Genomic DNA, 22,211 nt, shown 5'->3' on the forward strand with positions numbered 1-22,211 from the left:
GATTAAGCCATAGCTTAATCCCTTTTTTATAGTGCTCAAAAACGTTATTTTTCTAGCGATTGATTGCCTAGAGCGCTTTACCCTTGAGCAATTTTCGCAGCCACATGCGATTGGGGTTGAGTTTACACAGAGTTTCTTTATCGAGCGGTATTGGTTCGCCGCAAAGCTGCGCCGCAAGACATTCGGCGGCCAGTGGCCCAGAACTGAGTCCCCGTGAGCCTAACCCACCAAGAATATACAGCCCTTGATGCACGGGGGCTGGCGTGGTTTGCCAGTAGTGGCGACTCTCTTTAGTGAGTTGATGTTGCTCATAATCCTCAAGGATTTTCGCCACATCGGGCGCGCAGCCCATCATAGGGAAATGATCCCGCGTCACCATACGCACGCCGACGCGGGCATTGTTGCCACTCATGTTGATATCTTCAAGCCAGCTTTGGTTCGGATAACTCTCGTGCATTTTCATGAGGTTTTCTTGTTGTTCCTGCGGGCAAAAGTCTAAATGCTCGGGTTCTTTAACGTAACTCGCGCCAAGGCAGTGGAGTCCTTGGTGACTTGGCGTTAAATAACCGTTGGCGCACAGCACAGTTGCGAGCTGACTCAATTGAAATTGAGCGGGCACATGGCTGACTTGACCGCGAAAGGGGCTAATTTGTAATTTGTTACTGGCATCAAATTGTGTCAATTCAGCGCCATTGGCGAGTACAAGTTGCGCGAAGGGCCCGAAACGTTCCTTTTCAGTTAACAAAACCCAGCCATCGCTTTGGCGTTCAATGGCAAGGATGTCGGTATTGAGCGAGACGCTCACATCGGCCAGTTGCATCGCTTTTTGTATCGCAGCTTCGGCATATTCAAATGGACACACCCAGCCACCTAAGGGATAAAAAAAGCCTGGCTTATCGAGATTGATCTTGGCAATGGCATTGGCTTGCTCAGCATCGACGGCGTAGGCGATTTCACTTGGCCAAGGTTGGCCTTGAATGATTTTATCGAGTCGTAATTGGCTGCGTTCATCGTGGGCGGTTTGCAATACGCCGCAAAAATCATGGGAAATCGGCGTCTGATTGCTGGCGGGGGCGGATGTCAGCGCCTGTACTCTACGTCGACTAAATAAAAATGCCTGCTGGAAGAAGCGGCTTAATTCATCATTTTCCGGTGTCAGCAGCGGATAAATCGCCCCTTGGCGATTGCCCGATGCGCCTTGGCCTAGCTCGGCATCTTTACAAAATACCTGTGCACCTTGGCCGCGCTCAGCCAAAGACAGCGCCAAATGCGCCGAGGCTAAGCCGCCGCCTATAATGGCAATCGAGCTTTGCGTCGGCGAGGATAAGATTGCAGCCATAGGATTAAAAGCATAGGCTTTAGCGTCTTGCTGACGTAAGACTTGGCGCTCGTGTAGCAGTACGGCGTCAGGCTGGTGATTAATCAATGTGACTGGCTGATGTATACCAAGAGCATTGATACCCAGAGCTTTGGTACCAAGTTCATTGATATCGCTTACAGTAAAGCCACAGGCTTGGAAACGGTTGACGGTTGTTTCGCTTAATTCGCTTGATTCGCTTAATCCAATCGTGGCAATGGTCGCGCTATCGTCACTGAGTTTTGCCATCTGCCAGTGACTTTGATGATGTAGCGCCTGTAGCAGGTGAGGCAATATCAACCAGTGTTGAACCGGATGCATTGGCGAATGGCTGAGTGAACTGAGCTGGGTTTGAATATCACCAAAGTGCAGGTCGATAGTGGTACGACCGTCATCAAAAATTAATCTCTGGCAACCTATAATAGCCGTCGGCTCAGCATCGAGTAAGGTTTGAGCAAGCTGGCTGAGCTCAGGTTTATACTCTAACGCTGACGCTTGCTTTGATTCAAGATTTGGCTCGAATGGGGTTTCTTTCACAAGAGTGAGTGATTGATCCCAAAGTGATTTAAGTTCGTACGCATTAATCGGATTGGGTTCGAACACCTTAAGGAGTAAACGTTGGCTAGGATTCGCCTGAGTGCGCCACCAAGATAAGAGTTCAAGCCCGTTACCTAAACCAATTTGGCCTAATATTAAGAGTTTTTGCTGTGAATGAGCCTCAAATACCCGCTGCTGATAAATGCTCAACTTGCTGAGATAGTGTGCATCAGTGTCAGCGGTTGCGGGATAAAGGTTGATTAATTGCTGGTAATCACGCTTAATTTGACAAGGTTTATTGGGCTCTGCAGTCAAAGAAATTTACTCTCGGTCTCATAATTGGCATTATTTTACTCGCCTTTATGGAAAGCTGACCACTTAATTGAGTCAAAACAGATACTATTGGCTCAGCGAAAAGTAGGTACTGACATGTACACAATGGATAGCAATAAAATGAAAAGAGTCGTGATCACCGGAATGGGTGTTGTTTCAAGTATCGGTAATAACAAGCAAGAAGTGACCGAGTCACTGAAAGCGGGCCGCAGTGGTATTACGCATTCAGCTCAGTTTGAAGAGATGCAGTTACGTAGCCACGTATGGGGTGACATCAAGTTAAACCCTGCTGAGCATATCGATCGTAAAGCGCTACGCTTCATGGGCGATGCCGCTGCCTATGCTTACATTGCGATGCAAGAAGCCGTTAGCGATGCCAATTTAACTGAAGAGCAGTATTCAGATCCGCGCGTCGGTTTGATTGTCGGTACAGGCGGTGCATCATCGTCTAACCAAGTGCAATCTGCCGATACACTGCGTGAAAAAGGCGTTAAACGTGTTGGTCCGTATATTGTGCCTCGCATCATGTCGAGCACGGCCAGTGCTTGTTTGGCTACGCCATTTAAAATTAAAGGCATGAACTATTCTATCAGTTCAGCCTGTGCAACCAGCGCCCACTGTATTGGTCACGCCGTTGAACTTATCCAAATGGGTAAGCAAGACATGGTGTTTGCCGGTGGTGCTGAAGAAGTGGATTGGACGCTGACCATGGGCTTTGATGCTATGGGCGCACTGTCAACTAAGTATAATGCCACACCAGAAAAAGCCTCTCGTACCTATGATGCAGACCGTGATGGTTTTGTGATCTCTGGCGGCGGCGGTATTTTAGTGGTTGAAGAGTTAGAGCATGCTCTGGCTCGCGGCGCAAAAATTTACGCTGAAGTGATTGGTTATGGCGCGTCTTCAGACGGTTATGACATGGTAGCGCCATCTGGCGAAGGCGCAGTGCGTTGTATGCAAATGGCGATGATGGATGTCGATACCCCAATTGATTACATCAACACTCACGGCACTTCAACGCCAGTGGGCGACGTGCGTGAATTAGAAGCGCTACGTGAAGTATTCAAAGACAAGTGCCCACCGATTGCATCGACTAAGTCTATGACAGGTCATGCATTAGGCGCTGCAGGCGTACATGAAGCGATTTACAGCTTAATCATGATGGAAAACAGCTTTATTGCCCCAAGCATCAATATCGAAAATCTGGACGACGCGGCGAAAGACATGCCTATTGTTCGTGAATATCGCGCTGCTGAGCTGAATACAGTCATGAGTAACAGCTTTGGTTTTGGCGGTACAAACGCCACGTTAGTGATGCGTAAATTCAAATAAGTTTGTTTATCAAACGCGATAGAAGGGAAGCTTAGGCTTCCCTTTTTTATGGGCGATTTTTGTAAACCTGATGCATTGACAAGGATTTATCCCATTAGTCTTGTTAGAATACCGAGCATCTTGATGCCTTCCATTCCCACTTTTTTATATCAGGTGCCCATGAAGATTTTAGTCGATGAAAATATGCCCTATGTTGAACCGCTATTTGGCGATCTCGGGGACATTATTCCTGTTAACGGCCGCACGTTAACCGCCGAGCAAGTACGCGATGCCGATGTGCTATTAGTGCGCTCGGTCACCAAAGTGAATGCCGAGTTGCTCTCAGGCAATAATAAGCTGAAATTTGTCGGCAGTGCCACCATAGGCACAGATCATGTGGATTTAGCCTATCTTGCTGAGCGTAATATTCCCTTCTCTAATGCACCAGGTTGCAATGCGACTGCGGTTGGGGAGTTTGCTTTTATCGCTATGCTGGAGCTAGCGCAGCGCTTCAATTCACCGCTTAAGGGCAAGGTCGTCGGTATAGTGGGCGCGGGCAACACTGGTACTGCGACGGCAAAATGTTTGCAAGCCTATGGTATTAAGGTGCTACTTAACGATCCCATCAAAGCTGCAGAGGGCGATCCGCGCAGTTTTGTGAGCTTAGATACCATCACGGCGCAGGCCGATATCATCAGTTTGCATGTGCCCATCACGCGCACGGGCGAGCATAAAACCAAGCATTTGTTCGATGAGGCGCGCTTAAAGGCACTCAAACCCAATACATGGCTAGTGAATTGCTGCCGCGGTGATGTGATAGATAATCAGGCGCTTATTAAAGTGAAGCAGCAACGTGACGATCTTAAATTAGTGCTCGATGTGTGGGAAGGCGAGCCAACACCGCTGCCCGAGTTGGTACCATTGGCAGAGTTTGCTACGCCGCATATCGCAGGTTACAGTTTAGAAGGTAAGGCGCGCGGCACTTTTATGCTCTACCAAAAATTGTGTCAGTTGTTGAATATTACTGCCGATAAAAGCCTGCTGGATCTCTTGCCAACCTTTAACATTAAGGCGGTCGAACTTGCGACAGCGCCGAATGAAAAAGCGTTATTGCAGCTCGCGCGTTTTGTCTATGATTTGCGCGATGATGACAAGATGTTCAGAAATACATTCTTAAATGAGAATGGCTTCGACACTATGAGAAAAAATCACCAACATAGACGCGAATTTAGTGCATTGGCGCTGGCTTATGACGGTCAATCTGAGGTAGATTGGTTGTCCAATTTAGGTTTTTCAGGAGTCGGTCAGTAGCTATGTCACAGGAATTTAATGTTGTCGTTTTAGGTGCATCGGGCGCAGTGGGTCAAACAATGATAGAGATCCTCGAAGAGCGTAATTTCCCGGTTGCAAATTTGTACCCTTTAGCCAGTAGCCGCAGCGCCGGTGAAACGGTCAGCTTTCATGGCAAACAAATTACCATTCTCGACGTAGAAACCTTCGATTGGACCCAAGCTCAAATTGGTTTCTTCTCCGCAGGGGGTGATGTTTCCGCCAAATGGGCACCAATTGCCGCTGAAGCAGGCTGTGTTGTGATTGATAACACCTCGCACTTTAGATACGACATCGATATTCCTTTGGTCGTACCCGAAGTGAATCCGCATGCTATCGCCGATTTCCGCAATCGCAATATCATCGCTAATCCAAATTGCTCAACCATTCAAATGCTAGTGGCACTGAAGCCTATTTATGATGCCTATGGTATCAGCCGCATTAATGTGGCAACGTACCAGTCGGTTTCGGGTACAGGTAAAAAAGCCATTGAAGAGTTAGCGCATCAGTGCACTAAACTGCTGCAAGGTTTGCCTGCTGAAGCCGAAGTTTATCCAAAGCAAATTGCTTTTAACGTATTGCCGCAAATCGATAAATTTATGGATAACGGCTATACCAAAGAAGAAATGAAAATGGTCTGGGAAACCCAGAAGATTTTCGGTGACGATGAGATTTTAGTGAATGCAACCGCGGTACGTGTACCTGTGTTTTATGGTCACTCGGAAGCCATTAATATCGAAACTCGTCAGCCTGTCGATGCAGAAGACGTTAAAGCTTTACTGCGTAATGCCGAAGGAGTGGTATTGTTTGAGTCAGATGATGACTATCCAACGGCTGTAACCGATGGTGCTGGTACCGATCCGGTTTATGTTGGCCGCATTCGTAAGGATATCTCTCATTCTCACGGGATTAACCTGTGGGTAGTGTCAGACAATATTCGTAAGGGCGCAGCCTTGAACAGTGTGCAAATTGCCGAGATCTTAGTGAGAGATTATTACTAAGCACGAGATTGCATTTCATGCCCATTGAAAAAGCCTGCTGTCAGCAGGCTTTTTTTGTTTTACAATTGTGAACAGTAGCAGGGCAGGGATTTCTGGTTTATAGTAATCTCAATAAATACAATTGCCTAAAGCCTGTTATCAGCGAGATAACTTTATAGCGCTTCAAAGGGAAGGATTGATGAAATTTCGCACTTCGTATCTTGTGGGTCTAATGGCCACTGTTTTAGCTGTTTCTTCTACCGCTTATTTTATTGATCCCGCCGTTGCAGCAGATACGCCAAGATTAAAACCCTTAAAAATCATGGGTCCAGACGGACAGATCCGTCAAGTTAATCATCAATATGGCCCAACGACATCCAGAGACACTTTTTGGAGCATAGCGCAAAAAGTCCGTCCCGATGCCAGTGTCAGCGTCTATCAAGTGATGGCCGCGTTATACGATGCTAACCCCCATGCGTTTAACTCTGCCAGCTACAACAGTTTAGAACGTGGCATGATCCTGCTGATCCCGTCTAAAGAAGTCATGCTGTCGATTCCCAACAGTATGGCGATAGCAAGAGCAGAGCAAAGCGACAGACAATCCCGTGCGCCAGCGAAAGCGGTGCAGAAACCTGCTGCGAAAGTCACTACGCAAGCGCCTGTTACTGCTCCTGTTGTGATTGCTGAAACCAAAGTGATCACTGAAACTAAAGTGACGCCGCCCAAAGTGCCAGTGGTAGAAACGCCGGCGCCAGATAAGCCTAAGATGCTGAGCTCTGATGTAACGTCGCGCTTAGAAGCGGCAGAAAGTAAAAATCTGTCATTAACCGATGAATTAGCTCGCACCCAAGATCAACTCACTGTCCGCACTTCAGATGTTGAAGCGCTAAAAGTGAAAGTTGAAGAATTGAATCAACGCATTGCCGTGCTAGAAGAAACCCTGCAAGCCAGCAAACTGCAAAATCAAGCTTTGAAAGCCGAAGTTGAAGCTGCCCAAACGCCAGAGATGGCAACGGGAACGGCTGAAGCTGAGACTCAGGCTCCCGCTGAGCCCGATGATTTATGGCGTAATATCCTTAATAGTCCAGTGTTAATGATTGCTGCCGCTGTGATCCCTGCCTTGTTCTTGTTACTGGCGGTGTTCTGGTTGCTGCGCCGTAAGCGTAATAAAGAACGTCGTGAAATGCAGGCGCAAGAAGCGGTTATGGCCGCGGGTGCTGCTGGCGTTGCCGGTACTGCCATCATGGACATGGATTATGACGACTTAGATGATATGGCGGTGCATTTAGATACCGACCATGCCGACTCTATCGATAGCCTACTTGATATGGGCAGCGTCGATTTACAGCCTGAGCAAGATTTGACTGACTCAAACGATCAGATGGATATGGCGTCTGAAATGTTTGTCGATCCGGGTCTCTCTGCCGAACCTGAGGTTGAAGACGAAGGGCAATCTCTTGATGACCTGTGGGCCGAAGCCATGGGCGATCAGGAAGAGGATATTGTTGAGGAAAAACCTAAATCTGACAATATTCTTGAGGAAGCCGATCTCGATGCGCTATTAGCGGGCCTAGATTCAGAAGACAACACTGAAGCTGAAGACGATTTAAGTGAATTAGAGCGAAACTTTGCTAGCGATTTAGCTGAAGAAGACGACGTTGAAGTAGAAGATACTCAACCTGCCAACGAAGCCGTCGCCGATGACGATGATCTTGATGCCTTACTTGCCGAGTTTAGTGTTCCTGCTGAAGATCCAGAAACGGCAAAAGAACCTGCAACAGAATCTATTGATTCTGACGATGAAGATCTCAGTGCCGCCATCGCCGCAGAACTTGATGATGAGCTAGATGATGAACTGGGCGGCGAAGAGGTTGATGATATCGATGCCCTATTGGCCGATTTCGATAAACCAACGCCAGCCGCTGAACCTGAAGTCGAATCTGATCTTGGCGCTGAAATTGCCGCCGAGTTAGACGCCGAGCTTAATGAGCTGGGCGTAGAAGATACCGACGACATCGATGCCTTGTTAGCAGATTTCGATAAACCAGCAGAACCTGAATTTGAGCCTGATCTTGGCGCTGAAATTGCCGCCGAGTTAGATGCTGAGCTGGATGAACTGGGTGTCGAAGACACTGACGATATCGATGCGCTGTTAGCGGATTTTGATAAACCAGCAGAGCCCGAAGTCGAGCCTGATCTTGGCGCTGAAATTGCCGCCGAGTTAGATGCAGAGCTTGATGAGCTTGGCGTCGAAGACACTGACGATATCGATGCGCTGTTAGCTGATTTCGATAAACCAGCAGAACCCGAAGTTGAACCCGATCTTGGCGCTGAAATCGCCGCCGAGTTAGACGATGAACTGGATGAATTAGGCGTAGATGAATCCGATGATATTGATTCGTTGCTGGCGAGTTTTGATGCTGAGCCTGAAATCAAAGTTGATGCAGAAGACAATGCACAAAACGATACCGCAGATGATGCGATAAGTGCAGAAATCGCCGCAGAGCTAGAAGCTTCGTTACCGGAAGATATCAAGGGCGAAGCGTCAGGCGATGAAGATTTAGATGCGTTGTTAGCTGAATTTGATGTGCCAGAGCAACTTGATGCCGATGAAGATGAATTCGACTTCGATATGGAAACGGCGCAGCTTGATACGGACGATAACACCACAGACGAAGATAATTTACTCAAAGGTATTGGTGCATCCCATTCGATTGATGGCACTGATGATACTTTCTCGTTAGTCGAAGAGTTGGGTGAAGATGATGATTCTGACGCCCTGACTACGGCCGCAGCCACTTTGGCAGCCGCTACCGCTGCAGCAAGAGTTAAGGAAAAAGAGTCTTCTTTCTTTAATGATTTAAAAGCCAATAAGAGCAAAGATCCCCACGTGCTTGATTGGGACTCAGAGCTTGATTTTGCGCCTAAGGCCAAACCTGCTGCCACGCCAGCCGATGCCGCCGCTGAAACGGATGTCGATAGTGTCGAGCCTAACATCGATGCTTCACTGGCTGATGCTAAGGCTCTGGACGATGCGACTCAAGAGAAGCCGATTAAGGCGACGCGTAACGATCTTGATTTTAGTGAAGATTTTAAACTCGATACCCCAGAGGATGCTGACGATTCTGAGCAAGGTCTCGATTTAAGCGATGACAATGTACTCGCTGCTTTCACGGCCAATACCGATTTTGATGACGATGAAGATGTACTCACGTCAGAAGACAGTTTCTCACTCGTCGATGATCTCACCGTCGATGAAGCGTTAGCTGCACTCGACGCCCAAGAATCGCGTAAAGCACAGAAGAAGTTTGTTCCTGAGCATGATTTAACGAATTTCCAAAATGAAAACGGCTTTATCGACATCGACAAGTTGCTGAATGATGCCGATGAAGACAGTGCAGATAGTGATTTGTATTCGGAAGTCGACGTGGAAATGAGCGATGTCGGAGCCTTAATCGGCGATGCCGCAATGATTGATGTCGACGATGAAGAAAACTCAGTCAACGCTAAGTTGGATTTAGCCCGCGCTTATATCGAAATTGACGACAGCGACAGTGCCAAAGCCTTGCTCAAAGAAGTGCAAATTGACGGTAATGAGCGCCAGCAAGAAGAAGCGGGACGTTTACTCAAAGAGATTGGTTAATCTCGATTGAGAGAGTTTCAAGCTAACGGCGCCTTAAGCGCCGTTTTTTTTATGGGCTGCTGTGATAAAATGCGCCGCTAAATCAATTGTGAGGATAAGTGGATGCGGATTGCATTAGGTATTGAATATGACGGCAATGGTTATTTTGGCTGGCAACGTCAGGCCGAAGTCGATTCAGTACAAGGGCAATTAGAACGGGCGCTGTCGATAGTGGCCAACGAGCCTATCGGCGTTTTCTGCGCTGGCCGTACCGATGCGGGCGTGCATGCCACAGGCCAAGTGGTTCATTTTGAAACCCATGCCATTCGTAATGAAGGCGCATGGACCTTAGGGGTGAATGCTAATTTGCCTGACAATATTGCCGTGCGTTGGGTCAAAGAAGTCGACGACAGCTTCCATGCGCGCTTTTCGGCGACCGCCAGACGCTACCGCTATGTGATTTATAATCACACTTTTCGCCCTGGGATTTTACGCCATGGTGTAAGCCATTATCACGGCAATATCGATGCTGACAAAATGCACCAAGCGGCACAGGCACTCTTGGGTGAGCAGGATTTTACCAGCTTTCGCGCTGTCCAGTGTCAGTCGAAAACACCGTTTCGTAATGTGCATTGCGTTAATGTCACGCGCCAAGGTATGTATGTGATTGTTGATATCGCCGCGAATGCTTTCTTGCATCACATGGTGCGCAATATTGTCGGTTCATTGTTAGAAATCGGTCTAGGCAATCAGCCACTGACTTGGATGGGCGATTTGCTTGCGTTAAAAGACCGAAACCAAGCCGCAGCAACGGCTAAACCCCATGGACTCTATTTAGTTGATGTGACTTATCCAGAACAATATCAATTACCTAAGCTCACCCTTGGGCCATTATTCATGTTGGATTGAAAAGATCTTATTTGAGAGATAATCGAATACGAGGATATACGGACATGCTTACAGTACCAGCGTCAAATACAGAATTGGAACCGTGGTTGGATTATTTGTTATCCATACATCCAACCGAAATCGATATGGGGTTAACCCGTGTCTCTAAGGTCGCGCAAACCCTTGGTCTTTTGGATTTAGGTACAACCAAGATAGTGACAGTGGCGGGGACGAACGGCAAAGGCACCACCTGCGCCATGCTCGAAAATATTCTGCGCCTATCGGGTTTGACGGTGGGCGTATACAGTTCGCCACACATGCTGAAGTACAACGAGCGAGTGCGTATCAATGGTAGCGATGTCAGTGATAGCGATTTTGTTACGGCATTTGAGCAAATTGAAGCCGCGCGCGGCGATATTTCTCTGACCTTTTTTGAGTACGCTACGCTTGCAGGCTTGATACTCTTTAAAACCGCTCAGCTTGATGTGGTTATCTTAGAAGTCGGTTTAGGTGGACGGTTAGATGCCACCAATATTATCGATGCCGACATTAGCGTACTGACGTCGGTCGATTTAGACCATGAAAGTTATCTCGGTAATACCCGTGAGCTTGTGGGCCGTGAAAAGGCGGGCATTTTCCGCCGTGGTAAACCTGCCATTGTAGGTGAACCCAACTTGCCACACACTGTCAATGATGTCGCCAATGAGGTTGGCGCCATCTTATATCGCGTCGGTAACGAATTCAGTTATCAAGCCCATGGCAATCTGTGGGATTTTCAAGGTCAAGTGCTCAAATTACACGATTTAGCGTTACCAACTTTGCCATTACCTAATGCGGCGACTGTATTGGCAGTGATTGAGCAGGGCTGGCCGGATATCACGCCTTCAATTATTGCTGAGGGTATTAGCACGGCTCGGTTAACGGGTCGATTAGAGCGGGTGAGTGAGCAGCCGTTAGTGTTACTCGATGTTGCCCATAATCCCCATGCGGCGCGTTTTTTGGTGCAGCAATTAGCGCCAATGGTTGTAGGTAAGCGGGTGTTTGCCCTTTGTGGCATGTTGAAGGATAAAGATATTGCGGGTGTGTTGCCTGTGATCCATCCTCTGGTCGACACTTGGTATTTAGTGAGCCTTCATGGTGAGCGTGGCGCGAGTTCTGCCATGCTGCGCAAAACCTTAGCACCCGAGGCCAGCGCATTTGAGTTTGAGGGCATAGCTGAGGCATGGTCGGCATTAAAAGCGCAAATTAACCCAGATGATGTGGTAATTGTGTTTGGCTCCTTTTACACTGTGGCAGGTTTTAAGTCTCAATTTATGCAGGAAGTCCGTTTTGTCTAGCCAGTTTCATAATCGTTTAGTCGGCACTGTGGTGCTGGTTGCGCTTGGAGTGATTTTTTTGCCGGATATTTTGGATGGCAAAAAAGATCGCCAAGAAGAGCAGTTTTCTGAAATTCCTTTGCGTCCGACTGTGATTGAGCAGCAAAAAGCCGACGATGATATGTTTGAAGTCTTGTCGGCAGAAGATGCTGCTGCGCTGAGTGGTGCTGATGTCGCCTTAGCTGAGACAGGCAATAATGCAGACAGTGACAAGTCAGCTGCCATCGCTAAGCAAGACGTTAAGGCGGACGTTAAAGCTGAGGTGAAAAAGCCAGAGGTTAAGCAAGCTGAAGTTAAAAAGCCTGAAGCGAAACCAGAACCTAAAAAAGAGCCACCTAAGGCGACGGTAAAAACTGAGCCGGCTAAAAAAGCGGACGCTAAAGCGACTACTGTGGCTAAGGCTGAAAAGCCTAAAGCAGAAACGCCCAAAGCCAGTGCAGCCAAAGAGGATGCCGTTAAAGTGGTCAGCCGTGACAGCTTGAAAAGTGGCTTTACCTTGCAGCTTGGCAGTTTTAACAACGCAACGAATGTTAAAGCCTTGGTTGCACAGCTGCGTAAGAGTGGTTTTAAAGCGTACACTATTCCTGAAAACCCTAAAGATGGCGTATTAACTAAAGTGTTTGTCGGACCTGATGTGTCTGAGGCAAAGCTGAAGAAAGTACAGGTTGAGGTGGAAAACCTTACACGTCTCAAGGGCTGGATTGTTCCTTTTAATCCCTTAGAATCTTAATGGTGATACAAAACACGAGACTGAAAATGATTTATTTACCTCACTAGGGGTGAGAATCGTTTCAGTCTCTGGTAGAATCGCGCCGTCTTAAAGCCCATGTCGGAAAGCCATCTCAATGGTTTGGATTGATTACGCTATCATATTCGTCATCGGATTATCGACTCTCATCAGTCTAATCCGCGGATTTGCCAAAGAAGCCATGTCCTTAGTGGTATGGTTTGCGGCTTTCTTTGTTGCCAGCCAATTTTACCAAGATCTTGCCGTTCACTTAACACAAATGAACGATGAGATGCTGCGTAATGGCGTTTCTATTGCCATCCTCTTTATTACCACTTTGGTACTCGGTGCCTTAGTTAACTATATTCTCGGACAACTTGTTGTCAAAACCGGATTATCTGGCACTGACAGGCTTTTGGGCTTGTGCTTCGGTGCTATTCGAGGCGCGCTTATTGTTAGCGCCTTGTTGTTTTTCATGGATGCTTTTACAGGCTCTCCCAACTCCCAATGGTGGAAAGATTCTGTGCTAGTGCCCGAATTTGGCGTTGTTATTCAATGGTTTTTTGACTATTTGGAAAATACCTCCAGCTTTGTACCCAAACTATAAGAAAGAAAATAAAATAATCCTAAGTGATAGAACATCTTACAATGAGGAAGCTTACCCATGTGTGGTATCGTCGGAATAGTTGGCCAATCATCGGTTAATCAGACCATTTATGATGCACTGACAGTGTTGCAGCACAGAGGTCAGGATGCGGCAGGTATTGTGACCATTGATCGTGGTGCTTTCAGACTGCGTAAAGCCAATGGTCTGGTCAAAGACGTTTTTGAAGTCAAACACATGCAACGCCTACAAGGTAATGCAGGTATTGGCCATGTGCGCTATCCAACTGCGGGCAGTTCAAGCGCATCTGAAGCGCAGCCTTTCTATGTTAACTCGCCATTTGGGATCTCTTTAGCCCACAACGGCAACTTAACCAATACAGTCGAATTAGCCGAAGGGCTGATCAAAAAACGTCGCCATGTGAACACCACTTCGGATTCTGAAGTGTTGCTGAACCTGTTGGCCGACGAACTGCAAAAAACTACTAGTTTGACCCTGACGTCGGAAGAAGTGTTCGATGCGGTCGCTAACGTACACCAACAAGCTCGTGGTGCCTACGCGGTTGTTGCCATGATCATTGGTCAAGGCCTAGTCGCGTTCCGTGACCCATTTGGTATTCGTCCTCTGGTGTTAGGCAAGCACGAAACGCCAACGGGTACTGAATATATGGTCGCTTCTGAAAGCGTGGCACTCGATGCCGTCGGTTTTGAAGTGATGCGTGATGTGGCGCCAGGTGAAGCGATTTATGTGTCAATTGATGGTCAGCTGTATACTCGTCAATGCGCTGCAGAACCTAGCTATGCCCCTTGTATCTTCGAATTCGTTTATTTTGCCCGTCCAGATTCGACTATCGACAAAGTGTCTGTTTATGCTAGTCGCGTCAACATGGGCGCTAAGCTTGGCGAGAAGATTAAGAAAGAATGGTACGATCACGATATCGACGTAGTGATCCCTATTCCTGAAACTTCTTGTGATATCGCGCTGGAAATTGCCCGTTGTATGGACTTACCGTACCGCCAAGGTTTTGTGAAAAACCGTTATATTGGCCGTACCTTCATCATGCCTGGTCAACAGGAGCGCAAGAAGTCAGTGCGTCGCAAGTTGAATGCGATTAACACTGAATTCAAAGGCAAAAATGTCCTGTTGGTGGATGACTCTATCGTTCGCGGTACGACCTCTGAGCAAATCATCGAAATGGCCCGTGAAGCAGGTGCTAAGAAAGTGTACTTTGCCTCTGCCGCACCGGAAATTCGTTTCCCGAACGTGTACGGTATTGATATGCCAACGTCGAATGAGCTTATTGCACACGGTCGTGATGCCGATGAAATCGCCAAGTTAATTGGTGCTGATGGCATTATTTTCCAAGACTTGCCAGATTTAATTGAAGCGGTAAGAATGGAGAATCCTGCGATTAAACGTTTCGAAACGTCCGTATTTGATGGTCATTACATCACTAGCGATGTGGATCAAGCGTATTTAGATCACTTGACGCAACTGCGTAATGACGATGCTAAAGCGGACCGTAACAAAGATATCGGTACTAATTTAGAGCTGCATAACGTCTGTCATCCATAAGGTGAAACGTTAGGCGGATAAAAAGCCAGTGATAACGTCACTGGCTTTTTTATGGTTTTTTTATGGATCTTTTATAAATTGTTAACCGTCATTAGGGAAAGGTATCGCGATTGGGCGAGGGAACACGCCAGTGGATATTTGTTCACGACATCTGCGTACTCAATCCATTGTTGGAGATGCGAGGCTACTGATCTTTTCAGCCATAGGTTAGTTGGCTTATCCTCAGATCCACAGTAGCATCCACACCCCGAATAAACTGCTTAAGCTATAGCGGGTGACTTGATGTTTAAGCACAAGCGATACACTCACCGCAATCGGCATCATTAACAGGAATCCCCAAGCTAAAGGCATGGCGATGATTTTCATTTGTCCCAGCCAAGTGCTGGTGAGCATACTTATCGCGAGTAACATCAGGCTATGAAATAACAGTAACTGATTGAATCTTAATATCAATGCTGGACTGATTGTCATCGTCTGCCGCGCATTTATTGCAAATTGTCTCATAGCCACTCCTTTAAAATTCAGTGTATCTTAGTAGTTGTTGAGAACTATTCGCAATTGAATTTACACTTGAGCTTTGGTATTTAAGCTCGGTTTGTCACAGAAATTTGCACTCAACGGGCGTTTGGGCTAAATTATACTGTAATTATATCCAGTGCTTGGTGTTTGTATGATCCTCTATATCGCAGAAAAACCTAGCCTAGGGCGGGCCATTGCCGATGTATTGCCTAAACCCCATAAAAAAGGCGATGGATTTATCGAAGCCGCCAATGGCGATTGTGTGTCCTGGTGTGTCGGTCACTTGCTCGAACAAGCAGAACCTGATGCCTATAATCCCGAATTTAAGTCGTGGAAATTCGAGCACTTGCCAATAGTGCCGGACAAGTGGCAACTAAAACCTAAGGCCGCAACTCGCAGCCAACTCACAGTGCTAAAACGATTAGTCAAACAAGCCAATACGCTGGTTAATGCAGGCGATCCCGACCGTGAAGGGCAATTACTCGTGGATGAAGTGATTGCCTATCTTGGCGTGAGGGGTGACAAGTTACATCAAACTCAGCGTTTACTGATCAGCGACTTAAACCCACAAGCCGTAAAACGGGCGCTAAGGCAGCTGCGCAGTAATCGCGAGTTTATTCCTTTGTCCACATCGGCTTTAGCCCGTAGCCGCGCCGATTGGCTCTACGGCATGAATATGACCCGCGCTTATACCATCCAAGGTAAAAAGGTTGGTTATCAAGGCGTATTGTCCGTCGGGCGAGTGCAAACGCCTTTGCTCGGGCTAGTGGTGCGCCGTGATGAAGAGATTGCTAATTTTCAATCTAAACCTTTCTATGAAGTGCTAGCGCATTTGGCGACTGAAAAGCAGGAAACCTTCAGCGCTAAGTGGCAACCCAGCGAAGCTTGTCAGCCGTACATGGACGAAGAAGGGCGAGTACTAGCCAGAGGGTTAGCGCAAAATGTGGTGAGTCGCATCAGTGATAAACCTGCCTTAGTGACTCAATTAGTGGCTAAGGACAAGAAACAGAATCCGCCATTGCCCTACAGCTTATCCGCGTTGCAGATTGATGCGGCAAAACGGTTTGGCATGAGTGCTAAGGATGTGCTCGATACCTGCCAGAGTTTGTATGAACGCCATAAACTCATTACTTATCCCCGCTCCGACAGCCGTTATTTACCCGTCGAGCAACATAGTCTTGCGCCGTCGGTTCTTAAGGCGATTAGCAGCGGTGCCGCTGAGTTAATGCAAGGCGCCGATGCCCCCGATCCACGGCTTAAATCCAAGGCATGGGATGATAAAAAAGTGGATGCCCACCACGCCATTGTTCCAACCGAGAAGACGGCTAACTTATCCAGTTTGAGTCAGCGTGAGAGGCAGTTATATCTTCATGTGGCCCGCCAGTACTTAGCCCAGTTTTATCCGGCCTATTGTTACAGTGAAACCACAGTACAAGTGACAATAGAGGGCGGCTTATTTAATACCAAGGCGCGTCAGGATAAATCTCTTGGCTGGAAGCAGCTCTTTGCCCGCCAAGAGCCAAATGGTAGTAAGGCGAGTGGCAACAAGTCGACGGAAGAAAGCGCGGGTAAGGATGATGAGGAGAATGACGAGTTTATCGGCCAATTACCGCCTCTGAAACTAGGGCAGGCTTTGCATTGTACTCGAGGTGAGTTACTGGAGAAAAATACTCAGCCGCCAAAGGCCTTTACCGATGCCACTTTACTCAGTGCTATGACGGGGATTAGCCGTTACGTAACCGACCCTGAGATCCGTAAAATTCTCAAAGAAACTGATGGCTTAGGTACTGAAGCCACCCGTGCAGGCATTATTGAACTACTGTTTAAACGCGGTTTTTTACAACGCTTAGGTAAATCTATCGTTTCGACGGATGTGGGTAAGGGATTAATTAACAGCTTACCCGCGAGTGCAACAACGCCTGACATGACTGCCCTTTGGGAAGCCAGCTTGAACGGTATTTGTCATAAAGAAACCTCCTATCAAGCCTTTATGCAACCGCTGCTCGGCACTTTATCCACGCTTATTCAAAATGCAGGAGCACAACTGCCCACCGCGCTTAATGGTTTAAAAGGCCAAGGTTATCGCAAAACGGCTGGGAATAAATCCGGTTATCGCAAGTCGCCTTACCGCAAAGCCTCCAGCTCGACAAAACGCACTGGCACGGCAAGTACCGCTAAAACAAGTACAACGACAAGTAGCAGTGCGAAAAAGTCGAGTGCGAGTTCAGGGACTCGGAGTCGAACACGCAAAGTGGCTGCTGAGGTTTGATAGGCACGAGTGTCATTGGTTTTAGGGGAATTTCCGGCCATTAATACCAATCGTATTAAATATCTGTTCATTCAGCGGGAGTTTAACGCGCTTTAGACAAGGCGAAGGCTTGAAGGCATAGTGGTGCTCTGTCGAAAGCTTTGAACGCAGTATAAAGCGCTTTGAAACCCGCCCTTTGGGAGCCACACAGGCATCCCACTCCGGTGTTGCATTGACTTAAAAGGGAATAACCATTTCTGCGTCAATGCGCCTTGGATTGAGATGCCTGTGAGGCTCTGAACTGATTATATATTTAATGTGATTGGTATAACAATGGCAGGAAATAGCCCTAAATTTTGGCAAAAAAATGAGTAAACCAAAACGGTTTACTCATACGGAAATAGGTCGTTGAAACTTGCCAAAATCACTCAATAGATGAGGAGCAGGTTTATAATGTCAGCGTTAACTTAATTAGCCCTTAAAATTAACTTTTATCTTAAGGTGTCGCCTCGGTTTAAGCTGATGAGCTTATCCAGTATGTGCTCACCATCCATGCGAATGCCGTTGTGTTCATATTCTGATGTTAGCCAATACTTTAGCCTGCCGACCTGTTGCGCGGTTTCAAGGCTGTATTGCATCTCGACAAACATATCTTCACTGTAAATGGCTGCGGCAACGGGGACGCGGTTTTGCGCCAGTTGTTCAAGATTATACAGTGCAGGCCAATCTGATTTATGGGCAAGGATTTCTGCCGCGGCTTTAAGCGGAACTAAGTGACTGAATTGGTCAAACATCCAAGGGTAAATCATCTCGCCGGTGAATAAAAACGGCTTACCTTGCTGATAGTTAAAGGCGGGGAATTGTTGTCTTACTCTGTGTGCCGCCCATTGTGAAGTTGAGTGCTGGCAGTAGATCGCCTCATGCAGCAGGGTAAAAATCGGGTTAGTGTTGTAATCGAGCATTTGACCGAAATGATTTAAAAATAACGGGTTCACGACTGTCCCAGAAGCCGTGTTGATTAAGGCTTGCTCAAGTAAATAGTAAACCGATTCAGGCCCTTGCTCCATTCCGATATTAATACCCAGCAGCTGCAACATTTCAACCGTGAGGCGTTCTCCCGTGGCTAAATACACTTCATTTTCAAGCAAGTGTTTTGCTAAGCGAGTAACTAAATGTTGGGCATCGTGAAAGCGTTGGAAAAATTGTTTATTCTTCGCCAGCACGCGTTGATAAGTTGCAAGGTAGACATCATCGGCGCTGCGGGTTAATGACGGTATGCCACCTGTAATATAGGCTTCGCTGACACCTTGAGGGGCGGCGCTTAAATAATGTAATACGCAAAATCCCCCGAAACTTTGGCCAAGAATCGCCCATTTATCGGCGGGGCAAAGTTGGGCACGAATCGTCTCGGCATCACGAATAATATTGTCAGCCCTGAAATGGCTCAGATACTCAGCTTGAGCTGCGGGCTCTAAGTGTTGCAGGCTTTGGTAATTAATCGGTGTTGATAAGCCTGTGCCGCGTTGATCGAGTAATAATACCCGATATTCTTTTAATGCGCGGCGGATCCAGCCGCTGTTGCTGGCGGGGCGCATGGCCGCAAATCCCGGGCCGCCTTGGAAAAACACGATATAAGGTAGCTTTTTATCTTTGTTTTCTGGGCTACAGAGTTCTCTGGCAAACACTTGGATTTGCTCTGCAATCGGATTTTGATAGTTGAGGGGCAAGGTAAAAGTATGTTTCTTCGCCAGCACTCCGGCGAGAATAATATCGGGTTTCATCAAACAACCTTAATGGCAGAGGATCATGTTATTGTGATTGGCAGATTGTATACCCAAATAACCTGAAGATGCAGCAACCTAGGCTAGTTGAAACTCGTATCTTCAACTACCTTGGGTATAGACCAAATAGTTTATGCAGCAGGCTAGGATTATTTGATTAGCTTTTGGTGAAGATCAATTTTTCCATTTTAAATTTGAGCCATGATGAGTTTCTTAGCGTAATCTATCGCTTATGGATAACACGAGATTGAAGCTATGAAGTATCAGATTATTCCAGTGACACCTTTTCAGCAAAATTGCAGCTTGATCTGGTGTGAAAAAACCAAGCTAGCTGCGGTCGTGGATCCTGGTGGAAACATTGACAGGATCCAAAACGAAGTAACGAAACTTGGACTCGTCCTCGACAAAATTATCCTTACCCATGGGCATATCGATCATGTTGGTGGGGCAAAAGCCTTAGCGCAAGCCACCAATGTGCCGATTATTGGGCCGCATATCGCCGATAAATTCTGGATTGATAACTTACCTAAGCAAAGCCAAAACTTCGGTTTTCCCCATTGCGATGCCTTTGAACCAGATCAATACCTGCAGGACGGCGATAACGTGCAAGTGGGTGAACAAAGCTTGTCTGTGCTGCATTGCCCAGGGCATACGCCGGGACACATTGCCCTTTTCTCTGCCCAATCTAAATTGGCGTGGGTGGGGGATATTTTGTTTAGAAGCTCAATTGGGCGCACTGATTTTCCTCAATCAAATCATCAGGATTTAATTCACTCGATCACCGAAAAACTGTGGCCTTTAGGCACAGAAGTCGAATTTATTCCTGGACATGGCCCTATGTCGACCTTTGGTGAAGAGCGCGAACATAATCCTTTTGTCGCGGACCAACTTTTACTTTAAGTGTCATGCTATTAATCTTTGCGTGATTTGTGAGCGATAATCACTCGCAAATCAAACGATTATTTCCGTTGATTGTTCCACTTTAACCGATGTTTTCTGGTTTTCCTTCTAGACTTAAAGCAGTTCTTCTGTCTATTGGGGTAAGTATGAAAACAAAAACCATGATGAGTGTGGTATTTTCGACCATAGTCGCGAGTGCCGTGATTTCTGCGGCACTGAGCTTCAATGTGAAGTCTAAAATCGATCTCTTTAATGATGCCGCCAGCATCCGATATCAGTCCTATCAAGTCGCCGATGAGTTAAGGCAAAGTTCCGATGACTTAACGCGTCTCGCTCGCACCTACGCCGTCACAGGCGATGAAAAATACGAAAAAATGTATATGGATATTTTAGCTATCCGTAATGGTGAGAAATCCAGACCCGAAAAGTACCATCAGATTTATTGGGATTTAGTGCTGAGTTATGGCGATAAACCTAAGCCAGACGGTGCGAGAATTGCAATTAAAGCACAAATGCAGTCCCTCGGTTTTTCCGATGAAGAATTTCATTATCTCGAACAAGCCCAACAAAACTCAGATGCGTTAGTTGCCCTCGAAGTGAAAGCCATGAATGCCGTCAAAGGTATCTTTATGGACCCCAACACCCAAACTTACACGATCAAAGGCGAGCCTAACTTAGCCATGGCGCGGGAGTTATTGCATAGCGACCAATACCATAGAGAAAAAGCTAAAATCATGCAGCCGATTGATGAGTTCTTTACGGCGTTGGATAAACGTACCGATGGTGAAGTTAATGGTCGTCTCGACTCCTTACATGCGGCATTAAACTGGTCTCAGTTCGTGTTATTTATCGTGATTTTAGCGGCCGTTGGTGGATTTATTATCGTTAAGAGTCGGATTGTGACTCCCTTGGTGCAGACCTGTAGTGAGTTGCTCGACATTCAGCGCTCTAAAAACCTTGCGCGGCGGATTTCTGTCACCACTCAGGGAGAGATTGGCGAAATCGTTAATCAAATCAACTTGTTTATCTCTTCCCTTGCCAGTTCCTTATCGACAACGGATGGTATTGCAAAAGAGGTCGCTGATTTAGCGAAGCAAACCAAGGCATCAATCCAAGTTTCGCGTGAAAGCTCAAATCGGGTGGCGAGAGAACTGGACGCCAGCGCCAGTGCGATGGAAGAAATGACCACGACGTTAGTGCATGTGAGTGAGAGCACGTCGAACGCTGAAAGTCGCGCCGCTGAAAATGAAGCGCATGTCACAGTGGGTAAACAGACGGTATCGGAAGCGTTGAAAGCCATGTCGGTATTGGAAACTGAGTTTACCAATACTCAAGACTCTATGTCGCATTTAGTGAACGAAAGTACCCAAGTCAGTAATGTGTTGAGTGTGATTAAGGCGATTGCAGAGCAGACGAATTTGCTGGCACTGAATGCCGCGATTGAAGCCGCAAGAGCCGGTGAGCAAGGGCGAGGTTTCGCTGTGGTTGCCGATGAGGTTAGATCACTAGCCCAGCGAACCCAAGATTCCACTAAAGAAATCGATGATATTGTCGCAAGCCTTCAGAGTCGTACAAATCAAGTGGGCACATCTGTGACTCAAGCCGCGACGCTTATGCAAAAGGCGGGGGTAGAGCTGCAACGTATCGTGGCTGTATTTGAGGACATTCGTCACAGTACGGAAGCGATTCATGGGATCAATACTCAGGTTGCCGCTTCAACTGAGGAACAGTCCTTGGTTTCTAAAGAAATCGCTTCGAGTATGATGGTGATCCGCGATAATTCCCGTGAAGTATCACAAATTATCGAACAGATAGAATCGACCTCTATTAGCCTAGATAATCAATCTCAGATACTGCGCACTAAGGCGGGGGAATATCAGTTTTAGATGAGATGTGGTTGATTTACGAACGAAGGCCACTCAAGACATGGACGTCAATCCTTCCTCTTCGAATCCTCTCCTGAACATATTTTCTGCTTCGACACTTTTTGACATCTATTACTCCTTTCAATACACACACGCCTTTGCTAACGTGGTTGCCCAAGTGTTTAATGCCGAGCGTTTGGCGATGCTTTTTTATCGACAAATGAAACTCGCATCAAACCTTGATAACAAAATAGACGTT

General features: G+C 46.9%; 15 protein-coding genes. 12 read left to right on the plus strand and 3 right to left on the minus strand.

All coding sequences use genetic code 11. From position 1 onward, the window contains the following. Nucleotides 1–67: 67 nt before the first annotated feature. Nucleotides 68–2,209 (minus strand): FAD-dependent 5-carboxymethylaminomethyl-2-thiouridine(34) oxidoreductase MnmC, encoded by a 2,142-nt coding sequence (gene mnmC, locus OX890_RS09700; protein WP_268650520.1) that lies wholly within the window; start codon nt 2,207–2,209, stop codon nt 68–70. A gap of 138 nt (nt 2,210–2,347) precedes the next feature. Between mnmC and fabB the strand changes: the two genes are divergently transcribed. The 9 genes from fabB (at nt 2,348) to purF (ending at nt 14,639) form a co-directional block, all read left to right on the plus strand. Beyond that, nucleotides 2,348–3,559 (plus strand): beta-ketoacyl-ACP synthase I, encoded by a 1,212-nt coding sequence (gene fabB / locus OX890_RS09705; RefSeq protein ID WP_198555489.1) that lies wholly within the window; start codon nt 2,348–2,350, stop codon nt 3,557–3,559. Between the two features lie 159 nt (nt 3,560–3,718). Further along, nucleotides 3,719–4,849 carry a 4-phosphoerythronate dehydrogenase gene (locus OX890_RS09710; protein WP_268650521.1) on the plus strand — a complete coding sequence of 377 codons (1,131 nt, stop codon included), beginning with the start codon at nt 3,719–3,721 and terminating at the stop codon, nt 4,847–4,849. A gap of 2 nt (nt 4,850–4,851) precedes the next feature. Beyond that, on the plus strand, nt 4,852–5,868 hold the full coding sequence (locus OX890_RS09715; protein ID WP_006085463.1) for an aspartate-semialdehyde dehydrogenase: 1,017 nt from the start codon (nt 4,852–4,854) through the stop codon (nt 5,866–5,868). A gap of 178 nt (nt 5,869–6,046) precedes the next feature. Continuing rightward, on the plus strand, nt 6,047–9,490 hold the full coding sequence (locus OX890_RS09720; protein WP_268650522.1) for a FimV/HubP family polar landmark protein: 3,444 nt from the start codon (nt 6,047–6,049) through the stop codon (nt 9,488–9,490). A gap of 102 nt (nt 9,491–9,592) precedes the next feature. Then, nucleotides 9,593–10,378 carry a tRNA pseudouridine(38-40) synthase TruA gene (truA, locus tag OX890_RS09725; protein ID WP_268650523.1) on the plus strand — a complete coding sequence of 262 codons (786 nt, stop codon included), beginning with the start codon at nt 9,593–9,595 and terminating at the stop codon, nt 10,376–10,378. A 44-nt stretch (nt 10,379–10,422) separates the two neighbouring features. Continuing rightward, complete coding sequence (gene folC, locus OX890_RS09730) at nt 10,423–11,694, plus strand: bifunctional tetrahydrofolate synthase/dihydrofolate synthase (protein ID WP_268650524.1); 1,272 nt, start codon at nt 10,423–10,425, stop codon at nt 11,692–11,694. Beyond that, on the plus strand, nt 11,687–12,463 hold the full coding sequence (locus OX890_RS09735) for an SPOR domain-containing protein (protein WP_268650525.1): 777 nt from the start codon (nt 11,687–11,689) through the stop codon (nt 12,461–12,463). Before folC ends, OX890_RS09735 begins: the two co-directional genes overlap by 8 nt. A gap of 115 nt (nt 12,464–12,578) precedes the next feature. After that, nucleotides 12,579–13,067, plus strand: coding sequence for a CvpA family protein (locus OX890_RS09740; protein ID WP_028761030.1), 489 nt, complete (start codon nt 12,579–12,581; stop codon nt 13,065–13,067). A gap of 57 nt (nt 13,068–13,124) precedes the next feature. After that, nucleotides 13,125–14,639 (plus strand): amidophosphoribosyltransferase, encoded by a 1,515-nt coding sequence (gene purF / locus OX890_RS09745; RefSeq protein ID WP_106650929.1) that lies wholly within the window; start codon nt 13,125–13,127, stop codon nt 14,637–14,639. 222 nt (nt 14,640–14,861) lie between these two features. Here the strand turns inward: purF and OX890_RS09750 are convergent, their stop codons facing one another. Then, complete coding sequence (locus OX890_RS09750; protein WP_268650526.1) at nt 14,862–15,143, minus strand: hypothetical protein; 282 nt, start codon at nt 15,141–15,143, stop codon at nt 14,862–14,864. Nucleotides 15,144–15,309: 166 nt separating this feature from the next. Here OX890_RS09750 and OX890_RS09755 point away from each other — a divergent pair, with 166 nt between their 5' ends. After that, nucleotides 15,310–17,427 (plus strand): DNA topoisomerase III, encoded by a 2,118-nt coding sequence (locus tag OX890_RS09755; RefSeq protein ID WP_268650527.1) that lies wholly within the window; start codon nt 15,310–15,312, stop codon nt 17,425–17,427. A 470-nt stretch (nt 17,428–17,897) separates the two neighbouring features. On the opposite strand, the gene OX890_RS09760 is transcribed toward OX890_RS09755, so the two are convergent. Continuing rightward, nucleotides 17,898–19,187: an alpha/beta fold hydrolase gene (locus OX890_RS09760; protein ID WP_268650528.1), complete on the minus strand. Its 1,290-nt coding sequence runs from the start codon at nt 19,185–19,187 to the stop codon at nt 17,898–17,900. A 255-nt stretch (nt 19,188–19,442) separates the two neighbouring features. Here OX890_RS09760 and OX890_RS09765 point away from each other — a divergent pair, with 255 nt between their 5' ends. Continuing rightward, a complete protein-coding gene (locus OX890_RS09765; RefSeq protein ID WP_268650529.1) occupies nt 19,443–20,087 on the plus strand; it encodes an MBL fold metallo-hydrolase in 645 nt (214 codons plus the stop codon). A 146-nt stretch (nt 20,088–20,233) separates the two neighbouring features. Beyond that, a complete protein-coding gene (locus OX890_RS09770; RefSeq protein WP_268650530.1) occupies nt 20,234–21,973 on the plus strand; it encodes a methyl-accepting chemotaxis protein in 1,740 nt (579 codons plus the stop codon). The last annotated feature ends 238 nt before the right edge of the window (nt 21,974–22,211 follow it).

The sequence above is a fragment of the Shewanella sp. DAU305 genome (assembly GCF_026802235.1).
Lineage (GTDB): Bacteria > Pseudomonadota > Gammaproteobacteria > Enterobacterales > Shewanellaceae > Shewanella > Shewanella baltica.